Annotated in this window: 22 protein-coding genes; 17 read left to right on the forward strand and 5 right to left on the reverse strand. The window is 34.0% G+C overall.

The annotated features are described in order from the left end of the window. The first annotated feature begins 61 nt into the window (after positions 1–61). The gene (locus AA088_RS09150; protein ID WP_046744689.1) at positions 62–439 is read left to right on the forward strand and encodes a PUR family DNA/RNA-binding protein; all 378 of its coding nucleotides are present in this window, start codon (positions 62–64) and stop codon (positions 437–439) included. A gap of 191 nt (positions 440–630) precedes the next feature. Here AA088_RS09150 and AA088_RS09155 read toward each other — a convergent pair whose 3' ends face one another. Next, on the reverse strand, positions 631–984 hold the full coding sequence (locus AA088_RS09155) for a 4Fe-4S dicluster domain-containing protein (protein ID WP_046744690.1): 354 nt from the start codon (positions 982–984) through the stop codon (positions 631–633). Positions 985–1,119: 135 nt separating this feature from the next. Here AA088_RS09155 and AA088_RS09160 point away from each other — a divergent pair, with 135 nt between their 5' ends. The 6 genes from AA088_RS09160 (at position 1,120) to AA088_RS09185 (ending at position 6,459) form a co-directional block, all read left to right on the forward strand. After that, positions 1,120–2,178 carry an acyl-CoA reductase gene (locus AA088_RS09160; RefSeq protein WP_046744691.1) on the forward strand — a complete coding sequence of 353 codons (1,059 nt, stop codon included), beginning with the start codon at positions 1,120–1,122 and terminating at the stop codon, positions 2,176–2,178. Positions 2,179–2,264: 86 nt separating this feature from the next. After that, positions 2,265–3,329 (forward strand): 3-phosphoserine/phosphohydroxythreonine transaminase, encoded by a 1,065-nt coding sequence (serC, locus tag AA088_RS09165; protein WP_046744692.1) that lies wholly within the window; start codon positions 2,265–2,267, stop codon positions 3,327–3,329. 40 nt (positions 3,330–3,369) lie between these two features. Continuing rightward, positions 3,370–4,329 (forward strand): D-2-hydroxyacid dehydrogenase, encoded by a 960-nt coding sequence (locus tag AA088_RS09170; RefSeq protein WP_046744693.1) that lies wholly within the window; start codon positions 3,370–3,372, stop codon positions 4,327–4,329. A 280-nt stretch (positions 4,330–4,609) separates the two neighbouring features. Beyond that, entirely contained in the window at positions 4,610–5,272 is a 663-nt protein-coding gene (locus tag AA088_RS09175; RefSeq protein ID WP_046744694.1) for a DUF937 domain-containing protein, read from the forward strand. A gap of 186 nt (positions 5,273–5,458) precedes the next feature. Then, positions 5,459–5,893: a DUF6146 family protein gene (locus AA088_RS09180; RefSeq protein WP_046744695.1), complete on the forward strand. Its 435-nt coding sequence runs from the start codon at positions 5,459–5,461 to the stop codon at positions 5,891–5,893. Between the two features lie 38 nt (positions 5,894–5,931). Further along, positions 5,932–6,459, forward strand: coding sequence for a DUF6787 family protein (locus AA088_RS09185; protein WP_046744696.1), 528 nt, complete (start codon positions 5,932–5,934; stop codon positions 6,457–6,459). Here the strand turns inward: AA088_RS09185 and AA088_RS09190 are convergent, their stop codons facing one another. Continuing rightward, positions 6,460–6,765 carry a hypothetical protein gene (locus AA088_RS09190; RefSeq protein WP_046744697.1) on the reverse strand — a complete coding sequence of 102 codons (306 nt, stop codon included), beginning with the start codon at positions 6,763–6,765 and terminating at the stop codon, positions 6,460–6,462. It lies immediately after the preceding gene. Positions 6,766–7,030: 265 nt separating this feature from the next. Here AA088_RS09190 and AA088_RS09195 point away from each other — a divergent pair, with 265 nt between their 5' ends. The 7 genes from AA088_RS09195 to AA088_RS09225 all read left to right on the forward strand — a co-directional run bounded on the left by AA088_RS09195 (position 7,031) and on the right by AA088_RS09225 (position 16,355). Beyond that, a complete protein-coding gene (locus tag AA088_RS09195; RefSeq protein WP_046744698.1) occupies positions 7,031–9,118 on the forward strand; it encodes a TonB-dependent receptor plug domain-containing protein in 2,088 nt (695 codons plus the stop codon). 23 nt (positions 9,119–9,141) lie between these two features. Then, positions 9,142–9,771 carry an HmuY family protein gene (locus AA088_RS09200; RefSeq protein WP_046744699.1) on the forward strand — a complete coding sequence of 210 codons (630 nt, stop codon included), beginning with the start codon at positions 9,142–9,144 and terminating at the stop codon, positions 9,769–9,771. Positions 9,772–9,823: 52 nt separating this feature from the next. Continuing rightward, positions 9,824–10,729, forward strand: coding sequence for a DUF6607 family protein (locus AA088_RS09205; protein ID WP_046744700.1), 906 nt, complete (start codon positions 9,824–9,826; stop codon positions 10,727–10,729). A gap of 3 nt (positions 10,730–10,732) precedes the next feature. Continuing rightward, entirely contained in the window at positions 10,733–12,232 is a 1,500-nt protein-coding gene (locus tag AA088_RS09210) for an ankyrin repeat domain-containing protein (protein ID WP_046744701.1), read from the forward strand. A gap of 69 nt (positions 12,233–12,301) precedes the next feature. Next, positions 12,302–12,742, forward strand: a complete 441-nt coding sequence (locus tag AA088_RS09215; protein WP_046744702.1) for a DUF2271 domain-containing protein — start codon at positions 12,302–12,304, stop codon at positions 12,740–12,742. 10 nt (positions 12,743–12,752) lie between these two features. Continuing rightward, positions 12,753–14,948 carry a PepSY domain-containing protein gene (locus tag AA088_RS09220; RefSeq protein WP_052752842.1) on the forward strand — a complete coding sequence of 732 codons (2,196 nt, stop codon included), beginning with the start codon at positions 12,753–12,755 and terminating at the stop codon, positions 14,946–14,948. 306 nt (positions 14,949–15,254) lie between these two features. Continuing rightward, positions 15,255–16,355 (forward strand): ligand-binding sensor domain-containing protein, encoded by a 1,101-nt coding sequence (locus AA088_RS09225; protein ID WP_052752843.1) that lies wholly within the window; start codon positions 15,255–15,257, stop codon positions 16,353–16,355. Positions 16,356–16,460: 105 nt separating this feature from the next. Here AA088_RS09225 and AA088_RS09230 read toward each other — a convergent pair whose 3' ends face one another. The 3 genes from AA088_RS09230 to folE are packed head-to-tail and all read right to left on the reverse strand — an operon-like array spanning position 16,461 to position 20,482. Further along, positions 16,461–18,539 (reverse strand): BNR-4 repeat-containing protein, encoded by a 2,079-nt coding sequence (locus AA088_RS09230; protein ID WP_046744703.1) that lies wholly within the window; start codon positions 18,537–18,539, stop codon positions 16,461–16,463. 25 nt (positions 18,540–18,564) lie between these two features. Further along, positions 18,565–19,878, reverse strand: a complete 1,314-nt coding sequence (locus AA088_RS09235; RefSeq protein WP_157547130.1) for a DUF885 domain-containing protein — start codon at positions 19,876–19,878, stop codon at positions 18,565–18,567. Between the two features lie 7 nt (positions 19,879–19,885). Next, positions 19,886–20,482, reverse strand: a complete 597-nt coding sequence (gene folE, locus AA088_RS09240; protein WP_046744705.1) for a GTP cyclohydrolase I FolE — start codon at positions 20,480–20,482, stop codon at positions 19,886–19,888. 216 nt (positions 20,483–20,698) lie between these two features. Here folE and AA088_RS09245 point away from each other — a divergent pair, with 216 nt between their 5' ends. The 3 genes from AA088_RS09245 to AA088_RS09255 all read left to right on the forward strand — a co-directional run bounded on the left by AA088_RS09245 (position 20,699) and on the right by AA088_RS09255 (position 25,321). Next, a complete protein-coding gene (locus tag AA088_RS09245; RefSeq protein WP_046744706.1) occupies positions 20,699–23,176 on the forward strand; it encodes a DUF5916 domain-containing protein in 2,478 nt (825 codons plus the stop codon). 50 nt (positions 23,177–23,226) lie between these two features. Beyond that, complete coding sequence (locus AA088_RS09250) at positions 23,227–23,889, forward strand: ABC transporter ATP-binding protein (protein ID WP_046744707.1); 663 nt, start codon at positions 23,227–23,229, stop codon at positions 23,887–23,889. 181 nt (positions 23,890–24,070) lie between these two features. After that, positions 24,071–25,321 (forward strand): alpha/beta hydrolase-fold protein, encoded by a 1,251-nt coding sequence (locus AA088_RS09255; protein ID WP_046744708.1) that lies wholly within the window; start codon positions 24,071–24,073, stop codon positions 25,319–25,321. The last annotated feature ends 55 nt before the right edge of the window (positions 25,322–25,376 follow it).

The following is a 25,376-nucleotide window of genomic DNA, read 5'->3' on the forward strand; positions in this document are numbered from 1 at the left end:
TTTTTTTTTTACATTTTTGAGGGAGATTAACAAACAACTAAAATTTTTAGAAAAAGGGATTATGAGTGAAAAAGAATTACTAGAGAAAGAAGAAATTTTCTCTAAGGTATTGAGGGCAGGAAGGAGAACTTATTTCTTTGATGTCAGAGCTACCAAAGCTGGCGATTATTACCTAACCATTACAGAAAGCAAAAAATTCACAAACGACGACGGGTCTTTCCACTACAAAAAACACAAAATTTATCTTTATAAAGAAGATTTCTCAGCATTTACGGAAATTTTGGACGAAATGACTGGTTATATTGTTGATGAAAAAGGGGAAGAAGTAATTTCTGAACGTCACCAAAAAGATTTTAAAAGAGAATATAGTTTAGATGAATCATCTGATCAAGACTCCAATATTGAAAGTTTTACAGATGTGAATTTTGAAGATATTTAATCATACCACAACCAACCCAAAACCCAAAAAAGCCACTTTACATTATCGTAAGTGGCTTTTTACTTATGTACTAAATGTCAAAAATTAGTATTATTCTTTATGTCGTTATACTAACATTAAAAAAAGCTACGGTTGCGTAGCTTTTCAATATTTTTATTTAAGAAAATTATTAATCTAAAAACAACATAACATTAGTCTTCTGGATGCATAAATGCTTGTTTAGATAACAATTCTTCTTCTGTTTCTACAACATCTTCATCTGGCACACAACAATCAACTGGGCAAACAGCTGCACATTGTGGTTCCTCATGAAATCCTTTACATTCTGTACATTTATCAGGAACAATGTAATAAATTTCATCTGAAATAGGTTCTTGTGCTTCTTCTGCATCTACAGCTTTTCCATTAGGTAATACCACTTTTCCTTCAAGAGAAGTTCCATCAGCATAACGCCAATCATCTGCTCCTTCATAAATTGCAGTATTAGGGCATTCTGGTTCACATGCGCCACAGTTGATACATTCGTCGGTTATAATTATTGCCATTTTTTCTTCGTTTCGTTTACAATCTTATTACAATCTACCACGTATGCGGTAAAAGTTTCATAAATTCGCCAAAAATTAATTATTGGCTGATACTTTTACAAAAATAACGCCAAAACTATTCATAAACAAATTCAGATGACTTTAGCAGAAAGAATTAACGCTTTTGTAAAACTTAGTGATTTTTTAAGGCAATTTTCAACTGAAAATTTAATTCCGCAAGCAGAAATTGCATACAATGATCTTTTTTTTGAAGGTATGAGACATCAACTCAAACTTGCTGAAGAGCATAATAGTTGGTTTACCAAAGAAAATCTACGCTTTGCTATTGCAAATTGGGCAAATGCATTGCAAAAAGAATCGCTAGAATCATGGACACAAAATTATGATATACATGCTATTACTTCTAAAAAAGTAGCAATTATCATGGCAGGAAATATTCCATTGGTAGGATTTCACGATTTTTTATCTGTATTAATTGCAGGTCATGAAGTATTAGTTAAGCAGTCATCAAATGATAAGCATCTTCTTCCCTATTTAGCTAAGTATTTAGAATATGTTGAACCAAAATTTAAAGGAAAAATTTCTTTTACAGAAGAAAAACTAACTGATTTTGAAGCAGTAATTGCTACTGGAAGCAACAATACTGCACGTTATTTTGAATACTATTTTAAAGACAAGCCAAGTATCATTCGAAAAAACAGAAACTCTGTTGCCATCCTAACAGGAAACGAAACCACTGAACAACTAGAAGGATTAAGTGATGATATTTTCACATACTTTGGCTTAGGCTGTCGCAGTGTTTCCAAACTTTTTGTTCCAAGAGATTATAATTTTGATGCCTTTTTTCAAGCAATGTACTCCAAAAGTAATATTATGGACAATGCGAAATACGCTAATAACTACGATTACAACAAAGCAGTCTATTTAATGAGTTTATTCGATATTTTAGAAAATGGTTTTTTGATGATTAAAGAAGATACGCAATATGCGTCACCAATAGCCACCGTTTTTTATGAATATTACGACAATCTTGATTCATTACAAGAAAAATTAACCTTAGAAGAAGAATCTATTCAATGTGTTGTTGCAGATTTAAACCTTACAAATGAGGTTAAATTTGGACAAACTCAACATCCACAATTATATGATTACGCTGATGGTGTAGATACTTTACAATTTCTCACAAATTTGTGACAAAATATTTAGCACTTTCATAACAACAATTCGTTCATAATTTAGCAACTTTGTATATCAAAACAACACACGACAAACCTTAAAAGATGAAAAAACATAACTTTAGCGCTGGTCCTTGTATACTACCACAAGAAGTTCTTCAAAAAGCTTCTGAAGCAATTATAAATTTTAATAATGATAATCTCTCTTTAATTGAAATATCACACCGAAGCAAACCATTTGTCAATGTAATGGAAAAAGCTCGTAGTTTGGCTTTGGAATTGCTCGGTTTGGAAGGAAAAGGATATCAAGCATTATTTTTACAAGGTGGGGCAAGTACTCAATTTTTGATGAGTGCTTATAATCTACTAGAAACGAAAGCTGCATATTTAAATACAGGAACTTGGAGTGATAAAGCCATTAAAGAAGCTAAATTATTTGGTGAAATTGTAGAAGTTGCTTCTTCAAAAGATAAAAACTTTACATACATTCCTAAAGACTATACGATTCCTTCAGATGCTGATTACTTTCACTGCACTAGTAACAATACTATTTTTGGAACACAAATGAAGCATTTTCCAAAAACAAATGTTCCTGTAGTTTGTGATATGAGTTCTGATATTTTCTCGCGTCAGCTTGATTTTTCAAAATTCGATTTAATTTATGCTGGTGCTCAAAAAAATATGGGCCCTGCTGGTGCTACATTAGTTGTTGTAAAGGAAGAAACCTTAGGAAAAGTAAGCAGAACAATACCTTCTATGCTTAATTATCAAGTACACATAAGTAAAGATAGTATGTTTAATACACCTCCCGTTTTTCCTGTATATGTATCGATGCTAACGTTAGAATGGCTAAAAAACTTAGGAGGAATTGCGGCTATCGAAAAGATAAACGAACAAAAAGCTGCTTTACTATACGGAGAAATTGATCGAAATCCGTTATTTAATGGAGTTGTTGCCACAGAAGACCGAAGTCATATGAATGCTACATTTACTTTAGCAACAGATGAACTAAAAGATACATTTGACACAATGTGGAAAGAAGCTGGTGTCAATGGGCTTAATGGACACCGAAGTGTTGGAGGTTATAGAGCTTCTATGTACAATGCGCTTCCACTAGAAAGTGTACAAGTACTAGTTGACGTAATGCAACAACTCGAAAAGAGAGCCTAAAAAACTATCAATCATTCAAATTTTAAATTTTCCATTATCCATGAAAATATTAGCAAACGACGGAATTTCTCAAAGTGGAATTGACGCGTTAGAAAAAGACGGTTTCGAAGTAATAACTACAAAAGTTGCGCAAGAACAACTTATCAAGTATATAAACGAACATAAAATCAACGTACTCTTAGTACGCAGCGCTACAAAAGTTCGTAAAGACATTATAGATGCTTGTGAAAGCTTAAAAATTATTGGCCGTGGTGGTGTTGGAATGGATAATATTGATGTTGAGTACGCTCGTTCCAAAGGAATTCATGTAATTAACACACCTGCAGCTTCATCGAGTTCTGTGGCCGAATTGGTTTTTGGTCACTTATTTAATGGAGTTCGATTTTTACATGACGCAAACAGAAATATGCCTTTAGAAGGTGATTCACGTTTTAAAGAACTCAAAAAAGCATATGCTAAAGGAACTGAATTACGAGGAAAAACTCTCGGAATTATCGGTTTTGGCCGTATTGGTCGTGAAGTAGCTAAAATTGCCCTAGGGTTAGGAATGAAGGTAATTGCTTCAGATAAATTCATTGGAAAAGCAACGGTAAAAGTAGATTTTTACAACGGACAATATATCAACGTCGAAATTGAAACAGAACCGGTAGAAGACGTTTTACAACATGCGGATTTTATTACGTTACATGTTCCTGCTCAAAAAGAATACATTATCGGTAAAAAAGAAATAGAACGCATGAAAGACGGTGCAGGAATTGTCAATGCTGCACGAGGAGGAATCATTGATGAAGTTGCTCTAATTGATGCATTGGATAGTGGAAAATTGAGTTTTGCTGGTTTGGATGTGTTTGAAAACGAGCCAACACCTGCTATCAAAGTATTAATGAATCCTAATGTTTCTTTAACGCCACATATTGGTGCTGCTACAAATGAAGCACAAGATAGAATTGGATTGGAATTAGCTGATCAAATCAGTTCGCTCCTAAAAACAGAAAAATAAGAGCTCATTAAAAGAGTCTTTTTAAAAAAGAGATTATCTGAAAAACAAGTTTTTACAAAGATTAGATTAACACTAATCATATGTCTAATGAAGACAGAGATATTGTAAAAATTAATTCAGATACCCTCTTTTTTTAGTTTTTATTTGTTAAAAAAATCCGTTTAACAGATATTTTTGCATTTCGTAAGAATCTTAAAAAAAATGCAAACACTGTTTTACTTCCTTGTAGAATATTCCTATCTTGTTTTCAGATTATTAACAATAAATACCATTTAGAAAAATGTCTGGAATTTTAGATTTATTAAATAGCGACTTAGGACAGCAAATTATTGGAGGAGTCAGCAATGAAGTTGGAGAAGATAAAAGCAAAACAGCTTCTGTTCTTAGTATGGCTTTGCCTGTACTTATGGGCGCTATGAAAAGAAACGCAAGTTCTCCTGAAGGAGCTGAAGGATTGAACAGAGCGTTAGAGAACAAACACGACGGAAGTATTTTAGATAACCTAGGAAGTTTATTCGGTGGTGGTGTAAACCAAGAAGTAAAAGATGATGGTGATGGAATTTTACGTCACGTATTGGGAGATCGTAGACAAAATGTAGAAAATGCAATTAGTAAGCAATCTGGAATGGATACGTCTTCTATTACTAACATTTTAAAAGTAGCTGCTCCAATATTAATGGGAGTTTTAGGAAAACAAAAACGTCAACAAAATGTACAAAGTTCAAATGGTCTTGGAGACCTTCTTGGTGGATTACTTGGCGGAGGATCTAATCAAGCTCCTCAACAACAAAGTTTTATCGAGTCAATTTTAGATGCTGACAATGATGGAAGCGTAATTGATGATATTGCGGGTATGTTTTTTAAAGGAAATGACAAAAACAGCGGTAGCGGTAAAAGTGGCGGACTTGGAGGTTTGCTAGGTGGATTATTTGGAGGTAAATAATCCTCTAAAAAATATACAAACTAAAAAAGCATTGACGAAAGTTGATGCTTTTTTTTTATGGTTTTTTACAACGTTTATAAAATCTCGCTAATTGAGGTATAACAGTTCCTCATTGTTACGCATAGTTCACCCAACTTCACTAGACAACTCTTTAAAATATCGTATCTTTATATCAAATGATTTTATATGAAAAAAGTTCTCTTTCTATTGGTCTTAACAGGAAGTATCGTCTATTCTTGTACGGGGCAAAGAAAAACAATCACTAAAAAATCAGACGATATCACAAAAATATCTGATACGATTCGCATAGTAAATGAAGAGTTAGAATACGAAATTATCATTTTTGAGCCTGGTTTCAGCGCTTGGATGCAAAGTTATGCACGACCAAGACAATATTACTCTCAAAACTTTTTAGAAACAAGAAATCGTGTGTATGTCACTGAATGGAATCAGCGTGTCATTCAACCTTCACGCTACAATAATTCACTGTACCAACAAGAAATCAATTATCAGCCAAATGTAGATTACGGATATGAAGTAAACTATCAACTGTATTACTATTTTGTATTCTTTCAACAGAAATACGATCAAAAACTTGCGGTATTTCCTGTTCGGATTTAAAAAGTAAGTTGTGTATCTTTGCTCCGAAAATTTAGCAAATGAACACATTTAAAGAACGTTGGGAAATAAAAAACAACTGGCAACTAATCTTTCCTTTTTTAGGAATCACAGCGTTACTTTATACTGCATACCTTTTTTCAAAAAAAATCATTCGTACTTTCATTGATCGACAAGAATACAAACTACTTTATTATATCGTAGTCCTATTGGCGGTCATTATATTCTTTTATGGTATGCTACGTTTCTTTCTCTGGTGTTTTAAGAAACTAGAACACAAATGGGTAACCAATTATCGTTGGGAAATGATTGCAATTTTTCTTGTATTTGCACTTACAGGAACAAGTTCTGTACGAATTGCTAAACCTTTGTTAGAATGGATTGGATTTACACGAATTATCTTTCCTGAAGGCTTTTTAGGTGGTTTTTTATATTGGATGATTCGCATCATTATCATCCTTCCATTATACCAAATATTGTTAATTATTTTTGGAACCTTGTTTGGACAATTCAAATTTTTCTGGGAATTTGAAAAGAAAATGCTCCGACGCATGAAACTTATCAAATAATTAATACTTTTTCACTGTATTTGTTTCTTCTTCTGAACGGATTACATACGTGTACAACCACATTAATGTAAATGATGGCACTATATCTGTAAACGGCAAAATTTCTTCAACAAAAGCAATCGCAGCACCAACCTTCCCTGGTACTCCTTTATACATTTTAGTCATTAACCAAGCAGAAACTGGAGCCCAAATAATATCCGAAACTTCTGCAAAACCAGGAAGTATATACGAAACGTATCCTATCAAATCAAAAATAACGCTGAGTATTAATTTGATTTTTTTATTCTTCGTAGCAAGTATAGTCATACATGTCAGTCTTTTTTTTTAATAAAGCAATAAAAGTGCCAAGATTAAAAGAAAACAATGAATCGCTCAATAGTAATAAAAACAGCGTTTCTTCCCTTAAAAAAATACCTTTCTAACTAACAATATAAATTTTGACAGTTAAACAACTGCATGACAATTCTTTAAAAAACCAAACCATTTTTTAAGGCTAAAAAGCAGTAAAAAAATTTATTATTATTTAGACTGAATTAAAATAAAAAGTATATTTGCGTTCAAATTAAATATAATGAGTCTAAATAAAAATAATATTCTACTAGTTTTTTGGGTTTTAGTTAGCTCCTATATCAACGCACAAAACAATCAAAACATAAAGAAAGATTCGATTACTGTTGAGTTATTAGAAGATGTCATTATCACAGCAACACGTACAAAACGTCAACTTTCTTCCCTTCCATTACCAGCATCGATAGTTTTAAAAAAAGACTTAGAAGCAATTAATGCTGTACGGTTGAGTGACATTTTGAATGAGCAAAGCGGCTTGATTACTGTTCCAGATTTTGGTGGTGGCGAAGGAATTCAAATGCAAGGCTTGGATGCTGCTTATACACTTATTTTAATAGACGGTGTACCACTTATTGGACGTTCAGCTGGAACGTTAGACCTAGACAGAATTACAGTTGGCAACATCAAACAAATTGAAATTATAAAAGGAGCTTCTTCATCTTTATATGGAAATGAAGCGCTCGGAGGAGTGATTAATATCATCACAGAAACACCTAAATATGGAATCAACGGAAGTTTACAACAACGTACAGCCTCTTTTGAAACGTATGACACACGTGCAGATATAGGTTACAAAAATGATCAATTCAGCATTTCAGGTTTTATAAACAGGTATAGCAGCGGCGGATATGATTTGAACAACAATAGTGTGGGAAATACTGTTGAACCCTTTGAAAATTATACCATTTCATCAAAAGCAACTTATCACTTCTCTGATAAAACCGATGTGTTTTTTTCTGGAAGATTTTTCACACAACAGCAAGATTACATTGCCTCTGAAAGTTTACAAGGAGAAAGTGATATTAATGAGTGGAATATGCATTCAAAATTGACTCACACATTTAATGATAAGTGGGAAAGTTCTTTGGAGTTTTATGTTACTAATTACAGAGCTTCTGAATTTTTGGACGACACTTCAAATAATACTCGTTTTAGTGAAGCAACTTTCAATCAAACCATGATTCGACCTGAGTTTCGAACAGTTTATAAAGCTTCTGAAAAAACCTCGTATATCGCAGGAATTGGTTACACATACGAAACTCTTGATCGTACATACTTCAATGAAAAGCCTCAGTTCAAAGCTCCATATGTATATGCGCAATATGATGGAAATCCTCTAGAAAGACTGAATGTTATCATTGGAGCTCGTTTTGACAATCACAATGTCTACGCTTCACAATTCAGTCCGAAATTAGCACTTCGCTATGAAATTTCACCAAAATTAGCTGTAAAAGGTGCGGTAGGTTATGGTTTTAAAGCACCCGATTTTAGGCAACTCTACTTCAATTTCACCAATGCAACCGTAGGCTATACGGTAGTGGGATATGACGTTGTTTCCGAAGTCATTGCACAGTTAGCAGCAGAAGGACAAATAGCCAATCAAGTAGTTCCCGTAAGTACTTTTTCAAGCGAATTAAAACCTGAAAGTTCTTTAGCCATCAATATTGGATTTGATTACCAACCGACTAAAACACTTTCACTACAAGCAAATCTATTTCGAAATTCAATTGACAACCTCATCGATACACGAGTGATTGCCAATAAAACCAACGGGCAAAATGTATTTAGTTACACCAATGTACATGAAGTTTACACGCAAGGTGTAGAATTTTCAACGACTTGGAAAATCATCAAGAATCTTCAATTCTCAGCAGGATATCAATTATTATTCGCCAAAGACAAAGCCGCTGAAAAAGCCTTTGACAACGAACAAGTATTTGCCAGAGAAAACCCAAGTGCGCCATCATTTCAGCTAGAATCGTCAGATTATTTTGGACTATTTAATCGCTCACGACACATGGCAAATGGCAAGCTTTTCCTCCACATTCCAAAGTGGAACATAAACACAAACATTCGAGCAGTATATCGCAGTAAATATGGCATAGCTGATTCTAACGGAAATGGCTACTTAGACCACTATGACAATTTTGTAAGTGGCTATACGATTTGGGATTTAGCCATCAACAAAACCATGTATAAACATTACACTTTTGGTTTTGGTATTGACAATCTTTTTGGCTTTACCGATGCGCAAAACATCAGCAATATCGCTGGACGAATTATATACGGAAACCTAACAATTCAATTTTAACTATTATTAAATACTAAATTAACATGAAAACTATCAAATTTTTAGCAATCGCCTTACTATTCGTAGGATTCATTTCTTGTAACAATGACGATGATGCAACCCCTGAATTGCTTCCAGTAAACTCTGAAACTATTAGCAACTTACACGCTCCGCAAAATGGCGGTCAAGGACAACCTGTTTCAGGTGCTTTTGCAAAATTTAACTTTGCTACAGGAGAAACAACTACTAGTGATACAGAATGGGATATTGCCTTTAGAGGAACTTCTATCATTGTAAATGGTGGTACTTCTTTAGGAACTACTGATGAGCCAGAACGTACTGGAAATGCCGCAGTATACATCGCTAACGGAAGCATGAGCTCTATTACAGAAGTAGCAACTGAACACTTAATGCAAGATAGCGCAACTAGTTATGCCATTGCAACAGGAAGTGGAAACGGTTGGTATACATATGCAGGTCCTCCATCACACGTAATCAATCCAACACCTGGAAAAATATTAGTAATCAGAACACATGATGGAAAATATGCAAAAGTTGAAATTTTAAGTTACTATAAAGATGCGCCTGCTAATCCTGATGCATTTGTTGATGAAAGCCGCTACTTTACCTTCAACTTTGTGTATCAACCAAATGACAATGTGACCAATTTTTAAACATCCATATAAAAATATACAGATTAATTCAATCTATTAGACAATAATTCAAATGAAAAAAATCGCAACACTATTCGCTTTTTCTCTACTAATCATAGGAATTACCAATGCACAAAGCAAAAAGAAAAAAGATCGAAACGCCATCAAAGAAATGTGTGGCTGTTTTGAAGTAACCTTCAACTTTGCAGAAACATTCAATTATAGCAATGATTCATTATACAAACCTTCTGAAAATAAAGTTGCAAAAGGTTTGGAATGGGCACAATTAGTGGTGGATGAAAACAATAAAATTTCGATACAACATTTACTTCAAGTTGGAAATCCTGCAAAACCGCATATCGTAAAACACTGGCGACAAGATTGGCTATATGAAAACACTGATTTTTACATGTACAACGGAAACAATAACTGGGTTTATGAGAAAAAGTCTAAAACTGATGTAAAAAAACAATGGACGCAAAAAGTATATCAAGTAGACGACAGTCCTCGTTATGAAGGCTCAGCAACTTGGGTACATGTAGATGGAAAAAGTTTCTGGGAAAATACTACAGATGCTCCGTTACCAAGACGCGAATACACAAAACGTAGCGATTATAATGTAACGGTTCGTGGAAATAGACATGAAATCACAACCGAAGGTTGGGTTCACGATCAAGACAATCTAAAAGTAGTTCGAGAAGAAGAAAAAAATGATATCATCATCGCTAGCGAAAAAGGATACAATGTGTACAAACGTGTAGATGATAGTCGTTGCAAGGCTGCTGCAGACTGGTGGAAAGAACACCAAGAAAAATGGGCAAAAGTTCGTGACAAGTGGGACGAAGTATTCAGCCGAAACACGAACCTATCTTTAGAAGCAAAAGTAGATAATAAAGTGCTATACAAACATTTATTTGCTGATAACATAACCAAAGAAAATGACATCAACGAAGTCATTGAATCTTTTGTAAAAAAATAAAACATGAAACAACTCCAACTAATCGTAGCTAGTATTTTATTATGTGCGATAGGGTACAGCAATGCACAAGAAACCAATGCTTTTTTAAGTAGAGCGTACTGGAAAACCAATCCTAGTATTGCAGATATTGACAAAAAAATAGCGGAAGGAAACGATATTGCACAACTAGATCACAATATGTTTGATGCCGTTTCTATGGCGTTGATTGAAAAAACAGACAATAAAACCATTAAATATTTGCTTTCCAAAAAAGGAAACGACGTCAACAAACTCACACATGATGGACGAACCTACATTTTTTGGGCAGCATATAGAAACAATCTGGAAATGATGCGATTTTTAGTTGAAAAAGGTGCGAACACAAACATTACAGACAGTCACGGATATTCTATTGTAAATTTTGCAGCCGTCACAGGTCAGGTAAACCCTGAACTGTACGATCTCTGTTTAATGTATGGCGCAAATTTCAAAAAAGATACCAATCACGATGGCGCAAACGTACTGCTGTTAGTAACACCTTTTGCTAAAAATTACGACATTATTCAATACTTTCTCTCAAAAGGAGTTTCGCTTGAAGATACAGATGCAAATGGTAACGGAATTTTCAGTTATGCCGCAAAAGCAGGAAATATTCCAATCATGAAGCGTTTACTCAAAGAAGGTATTGATCCAAAACGTACGAGTACAAAAGGAGAAAACGCAATTATATTTGCAAGTCGTGGTTTGCGTAGAAAAACCAATACTCTTGAAACGTTCAAATACTTAGTATCATTAGGAATTACGCCAAATGTGACCACTACAGAAGGAGAAACCCCTTTACACTCACTTGCAAGTAAATCGGAAGACATTGCTGTATTCAAATATTTTGTGGGAGAAGGTGTAAATGTAAACCAAGTAGATAAAGACGGAAATACAGCACTGTTAAATGCCTCTTATAGAAATAATGAAGATGTAATTCGTTACCTAGCAGAGTATACAAAAAACATCAACTCTCAAAACAAAGAAGGTCATTCTGCTTTGACAAATGCGATATACAGAAACTCTCCAGAAGTAGTTGCATTTTTATTGGAAAAAGGAGCTAATATCAATGTTGTAGATAAGGAACAACATAACCTTGCGTTTTACCTGTTGAAAAACTACCATACAAAGAACATGAACAACTTTGCGCAAAAGCTTGCCTTATTAAAGGCCAAAGGTTTTAATTTTTTAAAGCCGCAAACTAATGGAAATACTCTATTTCACTTAGCATTAGACGCAGAAAATATAGAACTTCTCAAATATGTACACTCGTTAGGTATAAACGTTAATCAACAAAATAACGACGGAATTGCTCCACTACATATAGCAGCGATGAAAGCAAAGAGTACAAAAATTCTTAAATACTTACTTTCTATGGGTGCTGATAAATCGCAAAAAACAGACTTTGAAGAAAGTGCGTACGATCTTGCCAAAGAAAATGAGTTGTTACAGCAACAAAAAATAGACATTTCATTTCTTCAATAAAAAATAAAAAGCATGAAAAAATCAATAATTAACACGCTCACTGTACTCAGTCTAGTTACAGCATTTGTCATGATGGGCTTTACCTCTATCGGTTCAAGTTCAAAATACAAATGCATGATTCAAATGAAAAACTATACAGGTGAAGGCGCATATGTGGTAATCTCTTTACTAGATGCTAACGGAAAATATGTAGAAACACTATATGTACAAGGAAATGATGACGAATGGTACTCCGACATTACTGAGTGGTGGAAATTTTACGGAAAAAGACGTCCCAATATTGATTCGATTACTGGAGAAACTATCAGTGGCGGCGAACGAAAGATAAGTGTGATTGAAATTCCGGATGATAAAATTGACACAGGTTATAAAATTCGTTTTGAAACTGCTGTAGAAGATCAAGAATATCATGTTGAAGACGTTCAATTTGAACTAACCTCACAAACGGTAAAAAGTAAAGTTGAAGGAAACGGATTCATTCGCTACGTTCGTATGATTCCTCAAAAATAACCATTGATTCATGACAATTTCTATATGGAGATATAGCCATTTACTCTTGGCTATATCTTCTTCGCTATTTATCACACTTGCTTCTATCACAGGAATCATCCTAGCCTTTGAACCTGTTTCCAATCAGTTAGAAACCTACGCTATTCACAACTTAGATAACGTTTCTGTGGCAACAACCATTACTGCGCTTCAACACACCTATAAAGAAGTTATAGAACTACAAGTAACGAATGATAATTTTGTAACTGCTTCCGTGATTACCCACATGGGCGACAGCGAAACGTTTTACATTAATCCCATTACTGGAAAAAAGCTCGGCGAACTCAAAGAAAAAGCAACTCTCTTTAAATTTGCCACCAATCTACATCGTTCATTATTCTTAAAAAGTACTGGGCGTTTCATTGTTGGTATTGTATCTCTTCTACTCTTCTTACTACTCTTCTCGGGAATCATACTCATTGCCAAACGTCAAGGTGGCGTCAAACGATTCTTTTCCAACGTTGTAAAAGAGAATTTTTTACAATACTATCACATTCAACTCGGAAAACTATTCTTCATTCCGCTTGCAATCATTACACTTACAGGAATATATCTTTCTATAGAAAAATTTTCGCTGCTGCCAAATCATCAAATTACACATACAACAGCTTTTATAAATAACTACACTACCAAAGCACCCAAAGATTTTCCTATTTTTCAACAAACAACTTTAAGTGATGTAAAAAGTATAACGTTTCCTTTTTCAAAAGATGTAGAAGATTACTTTTTAGTCAAACTCAAAAATAAAGAGCTACAAATACATCAATACGCAGGTGAAGTACTTAGTTCTTACGAATATCCTTGGGTTGCTATTACATCGTATTGGAGTTTGTTGCTGCATACAGGACAAGGTTCTATACTTTGGGCTATCGTATTAGGATTAGCATGCATCACATTAATATTCTTTATGTACTCGGGCTTTCAAATGACACTAAAGCGAACCAAAAAACAACTAATTCTAAAAAATAAATTTACTAAAGACGAAGCCGAATTTATCATTTTAGTGGGTTCAGAAACAGGAAGCACCTATCGTTTTGCACATCTCTTTTTTGAAGCGTTACTATCTACAAAGAACAAAGCTTTCATTGCTCAACTCAATGATTATAACTCATTCGCTGTTGCTAAACAATTGATTGTTTTTACAGCAACATACGGCGATGGAGATGCTCCAACTAACGCAAAAAAGTTTCAGGAGTTACTTGCTTCAATTCCGCAGCAAAATTCTATTAAATACAGTGTTATCGGTTTTGGCTCATTAATGTATCCACAGTATTGTAAATATGCAGTAGATGTTGAAAATCGATTAGCCCAACATCCTAATTTTGAAGCATTCATGCCACTTTTCAAGATTAACAACCAATCTTTTACAGCATTTCAAAGTTGGGCAAATCAATGGATAGCACATACGGGAATTCCATTGACAATTAAACAGCCTAAAGCAAGTATCGATCTAAAAAAATTACGCTCATTCACAGTATTAAAACGTTCTGAACTCAATACTGATGCAACTTTCTTAATTCAATTACAACCTCATAAAAAACAAAAATTTCAATCGGGAGATTTGTTAACGTTTTATCCTGAAAATGATTTAATCCCACGCAAATACTCCATTGGAAAAATAAATAACACTATTGTGTTAAGTATCAAAAGACACGAATTTGGCATCTGTTCGCGCTATTTAAGTCAACAATCAACGCAAGATATTGTAAAGGCGAAAATTGAACGAAATCACGAATTTCATTTTCCTAAATACGCTAAAGAAATTGTCATGATTGCAAACGGTACAGGAATTGGCCCTTTTTTAGGAATGATTGATGAAAACAAACAACGCAAAAAAGTACACCTATTTTGGGGAACTCGGACAAAAGCTTCCACAGAAATCTATAAAGACATTTTGAATGAAGGATTGCAAAACAAGCAACTTACTAGTTTACATATTGCATATTCACAAGAAACAGGCATCAAACAATACGTTCAAGAGTTGATTGCAGTGCAAGCAGAAAAAATTGCGTCCTTATTAAAAAATGAAGGTGTCATCATGATTTGTGGATCTGTTGCCATGCAAAATCAAGTATTACAAACACTTGAAAAAATAACGACAATGCAGCTTGCACAACCTTTGAGTGATTTTGAGCATGCTGAACAATTAAAAATGGATTGTTATTAACATCCTATAAAAACAAAGTAACATACATCAATTCAATCGATTGGAAGCTTGCATGTTTCAATAGCTAGTATAAATTGTTCTGAAATTTTACCTAACCGATTGACAAAAAAGGTACTAAATCTGTCTCTAATTAAGCTGAATAACTTACCGTTTAGTGTACGTTTTTATTAAAAAATACTATATTTAATTCTTTAATTAACGGGAATACAAACCCGTTATGTATCACTTATAAATTTTAAAAATTACTCTATCTAAATAAAGAAGATTCATTTAATCTTACTATTATAAACAATATTATCATCGCAAATGAAATTTATTTACAACGGAAAATTCAATGCAACACTATTCTTTTTTGCTCTAATTATTTTTTGTTTTTCTTGTTCAAAACAAAAAAAGCAAAGCAAAGCAGGTGAAATTGCTATTAAAAATAAATCAGAAAAAAGAATTGATAACCTTACACTAAAATACACCTCTGGTATCCGTTCTATTTTAGAAGATAGTAAAGGAAACATTTGGTTTGGCAGTCACCTAGAAGGTTTGGCTAAATTAGATACTAATGGTTTGACTTATTATACGAAAGAAAATGGATTATCTGACATGCAAATCAGAACAATTTATGAGGACATGAACGGCGCAATTTGGTTTGAAGGCGGTAAAGGATTGAGCGTATTTGTCGAAAACAAAATAAGTGAACATACAAAAAGAAATTTTGACTCAATCAATACATGGAAACCCATCAACAATAGTCTTTGGTTTAAAGGAGACAAAGCTACTGGGTATAATGAATTAGAAAAAGGACCTGGAGTTTATCAATATAACGGGCAAGAAATATCATTTCGTGCTTTCCCAATAAGTCCAAAAGAAGGGGAAGAAAACTACTACTCAATAACAACGCCATTTGTGAAAAGTAAAACAGGAACTTTTTGGTTTGGAACGTACGGAGCAGCCATAGCATATACTGGTACTGAATTCAAAATTATTGACAATGATTTTATTGGACTCAATAAGGAAACGGGGTTTCTACATATTCGTAGTTTAATAGAAGATAGCAAAGGAAATATTTGGATTGGTAATAATGGAATTGGTGTTTTTAAATATGACGGAAAAGAATTGATAAACTTTACTGAGCAACATACATTGAAGCAAAAAAACACCAAAGGAAATTCCCTTGATAGAGTATTTGCCATAAAAGAAGATACCTTAGGAAATATTTGGTTTGGAACGGCAGAATCTGGTGTATGGAAATATGACGGAAATAGTTTTACCAATTACTCAAAAGAAAATGGTCTTGAAAGCAATCAAATTTGGACTATCTATCTAGCTACTAATGGAGAGTTATGGTTTGGCGGTGCAAACCCAAGTGGTGTATATGTTTTTAATGGAACATCGTTTGAAAGAAAGTTTTAGTAACAACGAAACTCCTCCAAACACATACAACTCTATAGCATTTGAAAAGTGTAAAAAGTACTAAAAATTCACAATTGCTATTTATCTACGTTACACCTTATTTCTTTAATGTGTAAACTTTAATATTTTATATACTTCCGCTCCTGCTAACAAAATAGCACCTGAAGTCTCAGTGTTTACAGTTGCGGTATAATCTTTTTCTAATAGTTCTTTTTGTAAAAGTTTCCATTGTTTCAATACTTCTTTACTATACTTTTCATCAAAATAACCTGTACGAATACCTGTTGCTAATGCATAAATAGCAAGCGCTCGCGTGCGATATGTTTTTCCAACATAATTTGCTGTGAGCAATTCTAAAAATGTATCGGATGATTTTTTAAGATATTCTTTTAGTTCTTCTATGGTAGTAAGTTGCGATTCGTAAGTATCCATCGCATGAATCCAAGAAGCCAGTGCAATATCTGCATCTTCATTGGGTAAATCCTTTACGTTCAAGGATTCTATTTTTTGCAAATACGATCGCTCATTCGGTGTTTGGTACGACCAAATAATATCGGTAATTGATAATTCATCTTCGCTAGTTTCTTCCGTTGTATATTGCTGAATATTATCCAACTCGTTTTGATAGCGCTGTTCACCAGTAATCTCAGCAAACGCTTTAATACCTGCATAATTCAAGCCAAAACGCCAATCAGTTGGTAATAATGCATGATTTGGATTTTCTAGTGAACGTTCTGCTATTACACGTAAAAAGCTCAATACATTTTTAGTACTCAACTGACTATGTAACGCAGGTTTGGGAATGTTAATTTTTACGGCAGTATGATAACGATCTTTAAAATCTAATTCATCCGTTTTTCCGCGTGTTTGGTGTGCATAATACACATAATTAGTATTTTGCAACCAAGCAATTTGTAACGGATTCTCTTTTTTTGCTCCGCGAATGGCAAACGGTCGGATATTGTCTTTTGTAGAACCGTTCGTAATTAGTTTTACATTCCACGATTTACCTAAATCATGCGTTGTCCACTGCTCTATTTCAAATACAGAATCGCGCTTTACAGACATATATACAGTGTTTGGGTTTTCATGATCAATTACAATTCCACCAGAATAATGAGGAGACGTTTCTTTCGTATTCTTACGAGTTTTAGGAAACCATCCGCCAGCATCAATCAACTCATAGCTTTTCCAAACACCATTGGTAAATGTTGCATAGCAATACACATGTTCATCTTCGTTTGGAAACTTTACGTAGGTAATAATCGGATTGTCTTTCGCATCTTGAGCAATGTCCCAATTCCACACTTTAATCGTTTCAGAAGTATATACAATGTCCAATTCGTCTGCCTGTACAGGTAAATTTGAAAGTTCTCTAATCTTAGTCCCATTGGCTTTATAGAAGGCACCTTTTTCGTAATACATGTAATACAAACTGTTTTTTTCATCTTTCGCAGGATGACCGTCTGTAAATACAAAATGAATTCTTGACTTGCCATCCGAATATACTTTCGTGTACGGCGTTTTTAAGTCATAAGTTTCTTTGGGTTGAAATAAAATTTCTCCAGCTGACCAAGTTTCTCCGTTATCTGCTGACACCGAAAATGAAGGCTTTAAATCTACACCACGCCAAAACACATAGATTTTTCCATCTTCTTCCGATAATCGCACTGGATTGGTATAGGTATGACGTAAAATGCGTGCTTTTCTGTATTTTTCATCATCATTCAAGTACAATTCTTGTACGGGAGACCAAGCGTTAATCGTTTCTGGCTGAAGCGATTTTCGTAAAAATAACGGGCGTTCATCTTGTAAATGTGTATTGAAAAAAACTAACAATTTCCCGTCATCATCAAACAAAATCGTAGGATTGTCATGATCGTCAATTTCTAAGTTATCATAAATAACCTCTGAAGCGACTTGTTGCGTGTCGTGATCGTAATAGCCAATATGTACATCGCCATAATTATCAATCCAACCGATATAAGTTCTTTTAAATTTTCCTTCATAATACACAGCCCTTGGATCTGAAAACCAACACCAAACACCATTAAAGGTAATTGATTGATATTGCTCGGATGAAGTCGCCTTGGAAGAAGTCACAGCATGTTTTACAAAATTTTGCGCCATACTGAATTTTCCTGTTGCTAATAAAATTCCTAGTATGACCGAAAAAAACCTCATTAAGTTACTGTAATTGTATTTGTTTTTAAAAGAGCAATGTATCCATTATAGAAAAAGGCAATGCTCCATATTGCAATATTTTTGTATGAAATTCAAGCCACGGAAATGGTTCGCCATCGGCAAGTTTTGCTTCTATGATACGCTTCCATTCTAAAATCTTGTTGGCTCCATATTTGTATGTAATTACTTGTGCAGGCCATTGTTTTATTCGGTTGATTTCTCGCATTGCAATAGCGTCTTGTCCTTTGATGTGTTGTTTCCAAAATGCCAACGCTTTTTCATCACTCCAATCATAATAATTTAATCCTACATCCATTGCTACGCGTACGGAACGAATGATATCCCATTCCCACTTTCCATATTCATCATAAATAGTGGTATATGCATTGAAATCATTTCCAATTTCTTCTACATACGCTGCCCAACTTTCTCGATATCCGTTATATGAAAACAGCTCTTTGATGGTTGATCGCTTTAATTGATTTTCAAATTTTATTTGATAATGATGCCCTGGAATAGCCTCATGTAAATAAATCCAAGCTATTTGTCGTGTATTGAATGGTGTATTGAAATAATTGTAATAAAATGTATTGTCATACTCTGCATAATAGGCAGGTACTTGTCCATAGGCTTCATTACGTCCACGTTCAATTTTTACATCTTGTAATTCATTTACTTTGGGAAATGCTCCAATAAGTTTAGGTACTATTTCTTTTTTGTAAGTCTCAAATTGATGCTGAATGGTATCTACATCATTGTAATAAAAATGATTTCCCTGTAAATACTTTTGAAAAGTCAAACTATCCATCCCAGAAGCTACTTGAATAGCTTTCATTGCTTTTTTAGCACGTTCAATTTCAGAAAGTCCAAATTGATATAATTCTTTAGGTGTAACAGTCACATCAATCCAGCGTTTTAGAAAATAGGCATACCATTCTTTTCCTAGAGGTACATGCTGCAAACCTTCTTGTGAAATATGTTTTGGTTTCACAGTATGCCACTTTTTTTCAAGGGCAATACGTAGCAAGTTCATGTCAATCTCATAAGCAACCAATGCATAATCTAATGCTTGTACTTGTGATAATTTTGTTTGATCTATTGTTTGTAAAGCATATTTATATTTCAAAAACACAATTTCTTGCCTATCGATTGTACGTTTATTTTGAATCAACTCTAAATTGTCCAAGTAGCTAATACTCAAATTTGGCAAATGCAAGCGTCTGTACTCTTTCGCAAATTCTTTTTCAAATTCATTCCAATCTGTCAAAGTTACTTCTTGTGAAAGTAGTATGGAACTCCAACAAAAAAGCAAACACCATATGTGTGTATGTGTTTTCAAAAAATATTTATGATAAGTCTGAACTAATTAATTTTAAAAACTCTGTACGAGTTTCAATATTTTCAAAAGCTCCTCTAAAGCCAGAAGTAGTCGTTACAGAATTTTGTTTTTGTACACCTCGCATCATCATACACATGTGCGATGCTTCAATTACAACGGCAACTCCTTTAGGCTGTAATGTATTATTGATACATTCTAAAATATCATGTGTTAATCGTTCTTGCACCTGTAACCTTCGAGCAAATACATCTACAATACGTGGTAGTTTGCTCAATCCGACAATATATCCATTGGGAATATATGCAATATGTGCCTTTCCAAAAAAAGGCAATATATGGTGCTCACACAACGAGTACAATTCAATATCCTTTACAATCACCATTTCGTTATAATCTTCTGCAAACATGGCTCCTTTTAAGATTTCTGCGGCATCCATATCATATCCTTGCGTTAAAAACTGCATTGCCTTTGCAGCACGCTCAGGAGTTTTTACCAATCCTTCTCTAGTTACATCTTCGCCAAGTTCTTCTATAATAGTTTTGTAACGATCTTTTACTTCATTGGTAACTTTGGTAGTATATTCTTCAAATTGTTTGTATGGCATAATGTCCTTTTTACCTTTTCTAAGTGGCTAAAGATACTCAAAAAAAATGCAAGCAAAAGTTTGTGTATGTACATAAGTGTTAAAAATTTAAGTAACATTTAACTTTTTTTTAGGACAAAAAAGAGGCGTATGCCGCTAGTTTTGTGAAGTCTTACTGTAACAAAAGAAAAATCCAGAGTTCTTTAAGACATCATCAATCACCAAAATTTATTATTAATGAACCGATTTTTAGTATTCCCCTTTGTACTATTTTTTGTGTTGATGTCCTATGGACAAGACAGTATTCCCAAAAAAATGTACCAAATAAAACGTACGGTTCAACCACCAAAAATTGATGGAAATCTAGATGATGAAGTTTGGAAACATGCTGAGATTGCTACAGATTTTATTCAATTTCGTCCTTCTATTGGCAACAAACTTCCTGAACATCAAAAAACTATTGTAAAGATGGCTTATGACGACGAAGCCATTTATATTGCTGCATATTTATATGACAAGCCTGAAAATATCATGCGTCAGTTTACAAGTCGTGATAATTTTGGGCAGAATGATTTTTTTGCCGTATTTATTAATCCTAACAATGATGGACAAAACGATACTGGCTTTTTTGTGTTCCCCAATGGAAACCAAGCTGATGCTATTGCCAATCCGAGTGTAGGTGAAGATTTTAGTTGGAATGCCGTTTGGCAAAATGCTACAACTATGCGCAATGATGGTTGGACTGCTGAGATGAAGATTCCATACAGAACCTTACGATTTACCAATCAAGAAGACCCAACGTGGGGAATTCAATTTCACAGACATTTTAGAAAAACTCGAAATCAATACACATGGAATCCATTAGATCCTACCAAAGGTTATATTGGGTTGTATTCGGGTGAAATGCGAGGATTGCGTAATATCAAACCTCCTACTCGATTGAGCTTGTATCCATTTGCTTCTACAGTAGTGCGTACAAAAGCAGGAGAAACTACCGATGAATATAATTTTGGAATGGATGTGAAGTATGGAATTACTGAAAATTTCACACTCGATGCGACATTGGTTCCTGATTTTAGTCAAGCAGGATTTGATAATCTACAACTAAATTTAGGCCCTTTTGAGCAAACTTTTTCAGAACAACGACAATTCTTTACCGAAGGTGTTGATTTATTCAACAAAGGAAATTTGTTCTTTTCTCGCCGTGTTGGAAATGCTCCTATTGGTGAACCTGAAACGGCAAACAATGAAGAAGTGGTTGATCTTCCTAATGAAGTGAAGCTTATCAATGCAGTGAAAGTTTCAGGAAGAACAAAAAACGGGTTGGGAATTGGTTTTTTTAATGCTGTAACTGAAAAAACAGAAGCTACAATTCGTAACAACGATACAGGTGAATTCCGTAAAGAAGTGGTAGAACCGTTGGCGAATTACAATATTATGGTGGTTGATCAACAATTCAATCAAAACTCGTCTATTAGTTTAATCAACACGAATGTGACTAGAAATGGTCATTTTCGCGATGCCAATGTTACTGCATTGGTTGCAGATCTTGTTAACAAAAGAAATACCGTTAATGTAGATGCTCAATTGCGTATGAGCAATCGAAACTTAGTTACAGGTACTGAAACAGGATTCAACTCTTTCTTTGCCATTCGTAAAATTCATGGAAAATTCCGTTACAGTTTTGACCATAGTTTTTCCAACACAAAATTTGACATTAATGACCTTGGATTGAATTTCCGAAACAATTTCAACAATTTTGGTGTAGATGCATCCTATCAAATATTTGAACCTACTGAAAAACTGAACAACTTTCGTGTAAATACTTGGGTAAATTATCGTCGTTTATACAGCCCTAATGTATTTACAGGCACTAATTTTGGCATGAATGTATTTGGTGTTGTTAAAAAGTCATTGATGGCATTTGGGGGCGATTTTAGCTTTGCTCCAGGCAAACAATTTGACTATTTTGAACCTCGTGACTTCGAAAATAAACGCTTTTTCATTACCGAAAATGAATTCTATACAGGTGCTTGGATTTCTACCGATTATAACAAAACCTTTGCGCTAGATTCTAGAATTGGTTTTTCGACATTCTTTGAAAATCATCAAGGATTTACAAGTTATCGTTTTCGCTTCGAACCAAGAGTTCGAATTAGTGAAAAATTTATTGTGAGTCACTCTTTTTCTTTGAATGTAGAAAATAATCGTCGTGGATATGCAAACAATTCTAATGAGGTAGAAAATGAAATTATTTTTGGGCAACGCGATCAAGTAACTATTGTCAACCGAGTATCTGCAAACTACAATTTCAACTCTTTTCACGGATTGAATTTAACTTTTCGAAACTATTGGGCTACTGTCGATTATGATACTAATCCTTACTTCTTAAGAACAGATGGGCGTTTGATTCGCTCTCAAAGTTCGTTTGAAGATTTAGGATTAAGCAACTCAAATATTAATTTTAGTACATGGAATTTAGATTTTAGTTATACTTGGCAATTTGCTCCTGGAAGTTTTTTAACAGCTTTGTATAGAAACCAAATTTTCAATGAAAGTGACGCATCTAACGAAACTTATTTCAACAGTTTAAATCGATTATTTGATGAGCCAATTGACCATACTGTATCGATTCGCTTGGTCTATTTTATTGATTATAACAATGTAAAAAGGCTCTTTGCAGGCAAAAAAAGAATGAGCAAAATTAATTCTTAATTGTACATCCAATTTGAATGTAGTAACTTGGTAGTTTTATTCCGACTTGCATGATTATAGCTAAAAATATTCGTAAACAATACGGAGACTTAGAAGTTTTAAAAGGGATTGACCTTACTATAAATAAAGGAGAAATTGTATCTATTATTGGTGCGTCTGGTGCTGGAAAAACAACTTTACTTCAAATATTAGGAACGCTTGATAAAATGAAGCCACACCCTGAAAGCTCATTGGTTATTAATAACACTGCCGTAGAAAAGCTATCAGAAAAAGAACTTGCTAAATTTCGCAATCATCATATTGGATTCATTTTTCAATTTCATCAATTATTACCTGAATTTACCGCAATTGAAAATGTATGTATTCCCGCATATATTCAAAATACCGACAAAACGACTGCCGAACAACGTGCTAAAGAATTATTGGACTTTTTAGGGCTAAAAAATCGCTACCATCACAAACCCAATGAATTATCGGGAGGAGAACAACAACGTGTCGCCGTAGCACGCGCTTTAATGAATAAACCTGCTATCATTTTTGCAGACGAGCCAAGCGGAAACTTAGATTCTGAATCAGCAGAAAACTTACATAATTTATTTTTTAAGCTCCGCGACGAATTTGGACAAACCTTTGTCATCGTAACACACAACAAAGAATTAGCAAACATGGCCGATCGTACTATTGAAATGCGCGATGGGAATATTGTGAAGTAACTACTCTATATGCTTCATATTAAGTATTTTAAAAAGGTAGGTTTTAAAAAGATTTTAGAAAGTTTATGAATAGTATCTATATTCATGATTGATATCTAGCCTGTTTACTTATAAATTTCACTAATTTAGTCCCATAAGTAATTGATTAGCCTTCATTATAAACACCTATTACATCATCACAATGAGTAGATTAACCTTATTCTTTTCCTGTCTATTTCTCTTTATTGGTAGCTATTCTACAAATGCTCAAGTAGAAAAACAAAAACAGTTTTTGACACATATTGGTGTGCAAGATAGTATCTATTCTAAAGTATTGAATGAATATAGAACTCTCTATATCCAAGTTCCTGCAGACTATCATCCAGAAAGAGGCAAAAAATATCCTGTCGCTTATCTTATTGATGGCGAAGTTTTTCTTCCCACACTGAGTGATGTACAAAAGTACTATAGTGGAGGATTTACGCCAGAAATGATTCTTATTGGAATTTCCAATGCAAAACACCGAACGCGTGATCTTACAATTTCAAAAGTTACCGAAATGTATGGTATGCCTTTTACTCAAGAAACTGGAGGAGCTAACAATTTCCTTGATTTTATCGCAACAGAATTAATCCCGTATGTGGAAACTAAATTTCCTGTAACAAATTATAGAACGTTAATTGGACATTCGTATGGTGGTTTGTTTACCATATATACTTTTCTTCATAAACCCACTTTATTTGCCAACTATTTAGCCATTGATCCAAGTCTTGATTGGAATGAACAAGAGTTAGTATCAACCGCTAAGCGTAAACTTCTTTCTAACGAGTATACAGGAAAGTCATTATTTATGTCATTAAGCGGTCAGTTGCACATGCAGAATTCTAAAATCACTATTGATAATGTAATGCAGGATACCTCAGATTTTACACTGTTTGCTCGATCAAATCTTAGCTTTAGAGATACAATCCAAAAGCAGCAACCTAGCGGATTGAATTTTAATTGGAAGTTTTATCCAAATGACATTCATGGAACTGTCACTTTCCCTTCACTCATGGATGGCTTAATCAGCATATTCAGGTGGTATCAAATGGAAAACACCGATAAGATTAATGCGTTTGATACTTCAAAAGATGAACTCTACAATATTATAACGTATAGAGAAAAAAAACTCAAAGAACACTTTGGATATATGGAACCTCCGTACCCTGAAGAACTGCTCAACATGTCAGGCTATATGAATATGGATATGAAGCAACTCGAGAAAGCAAAAATGTACTTTGAACTTGCTATTGCGTATTATCCACAAAGTGCCAATGCACACGACTCTATTGCAGATTTTTATGAAGCGCAAGGCGATATTTCCAATGCAATCAAACATTTACAAAAAGCTACGGAACTAAGCGATAATGTGTATTATAAAGATAGATTAGCTACTTTGAAAAAGAAGTGATAAGAGAGAATAATGCGTGTATGGAATTGTTTCCAAAATGGTTGTATATATTTAA

This window comes from Kordia zhangzhouensis (assembly GCF_001005305.1).
GTDB classification, from domain to species: domain Bacteria; phylum Bacteroidota; class Bacteroidia; order Flavobacteriales; family Flavobacteriaceae; genus Kordia; species Kordia zhangzhouensis.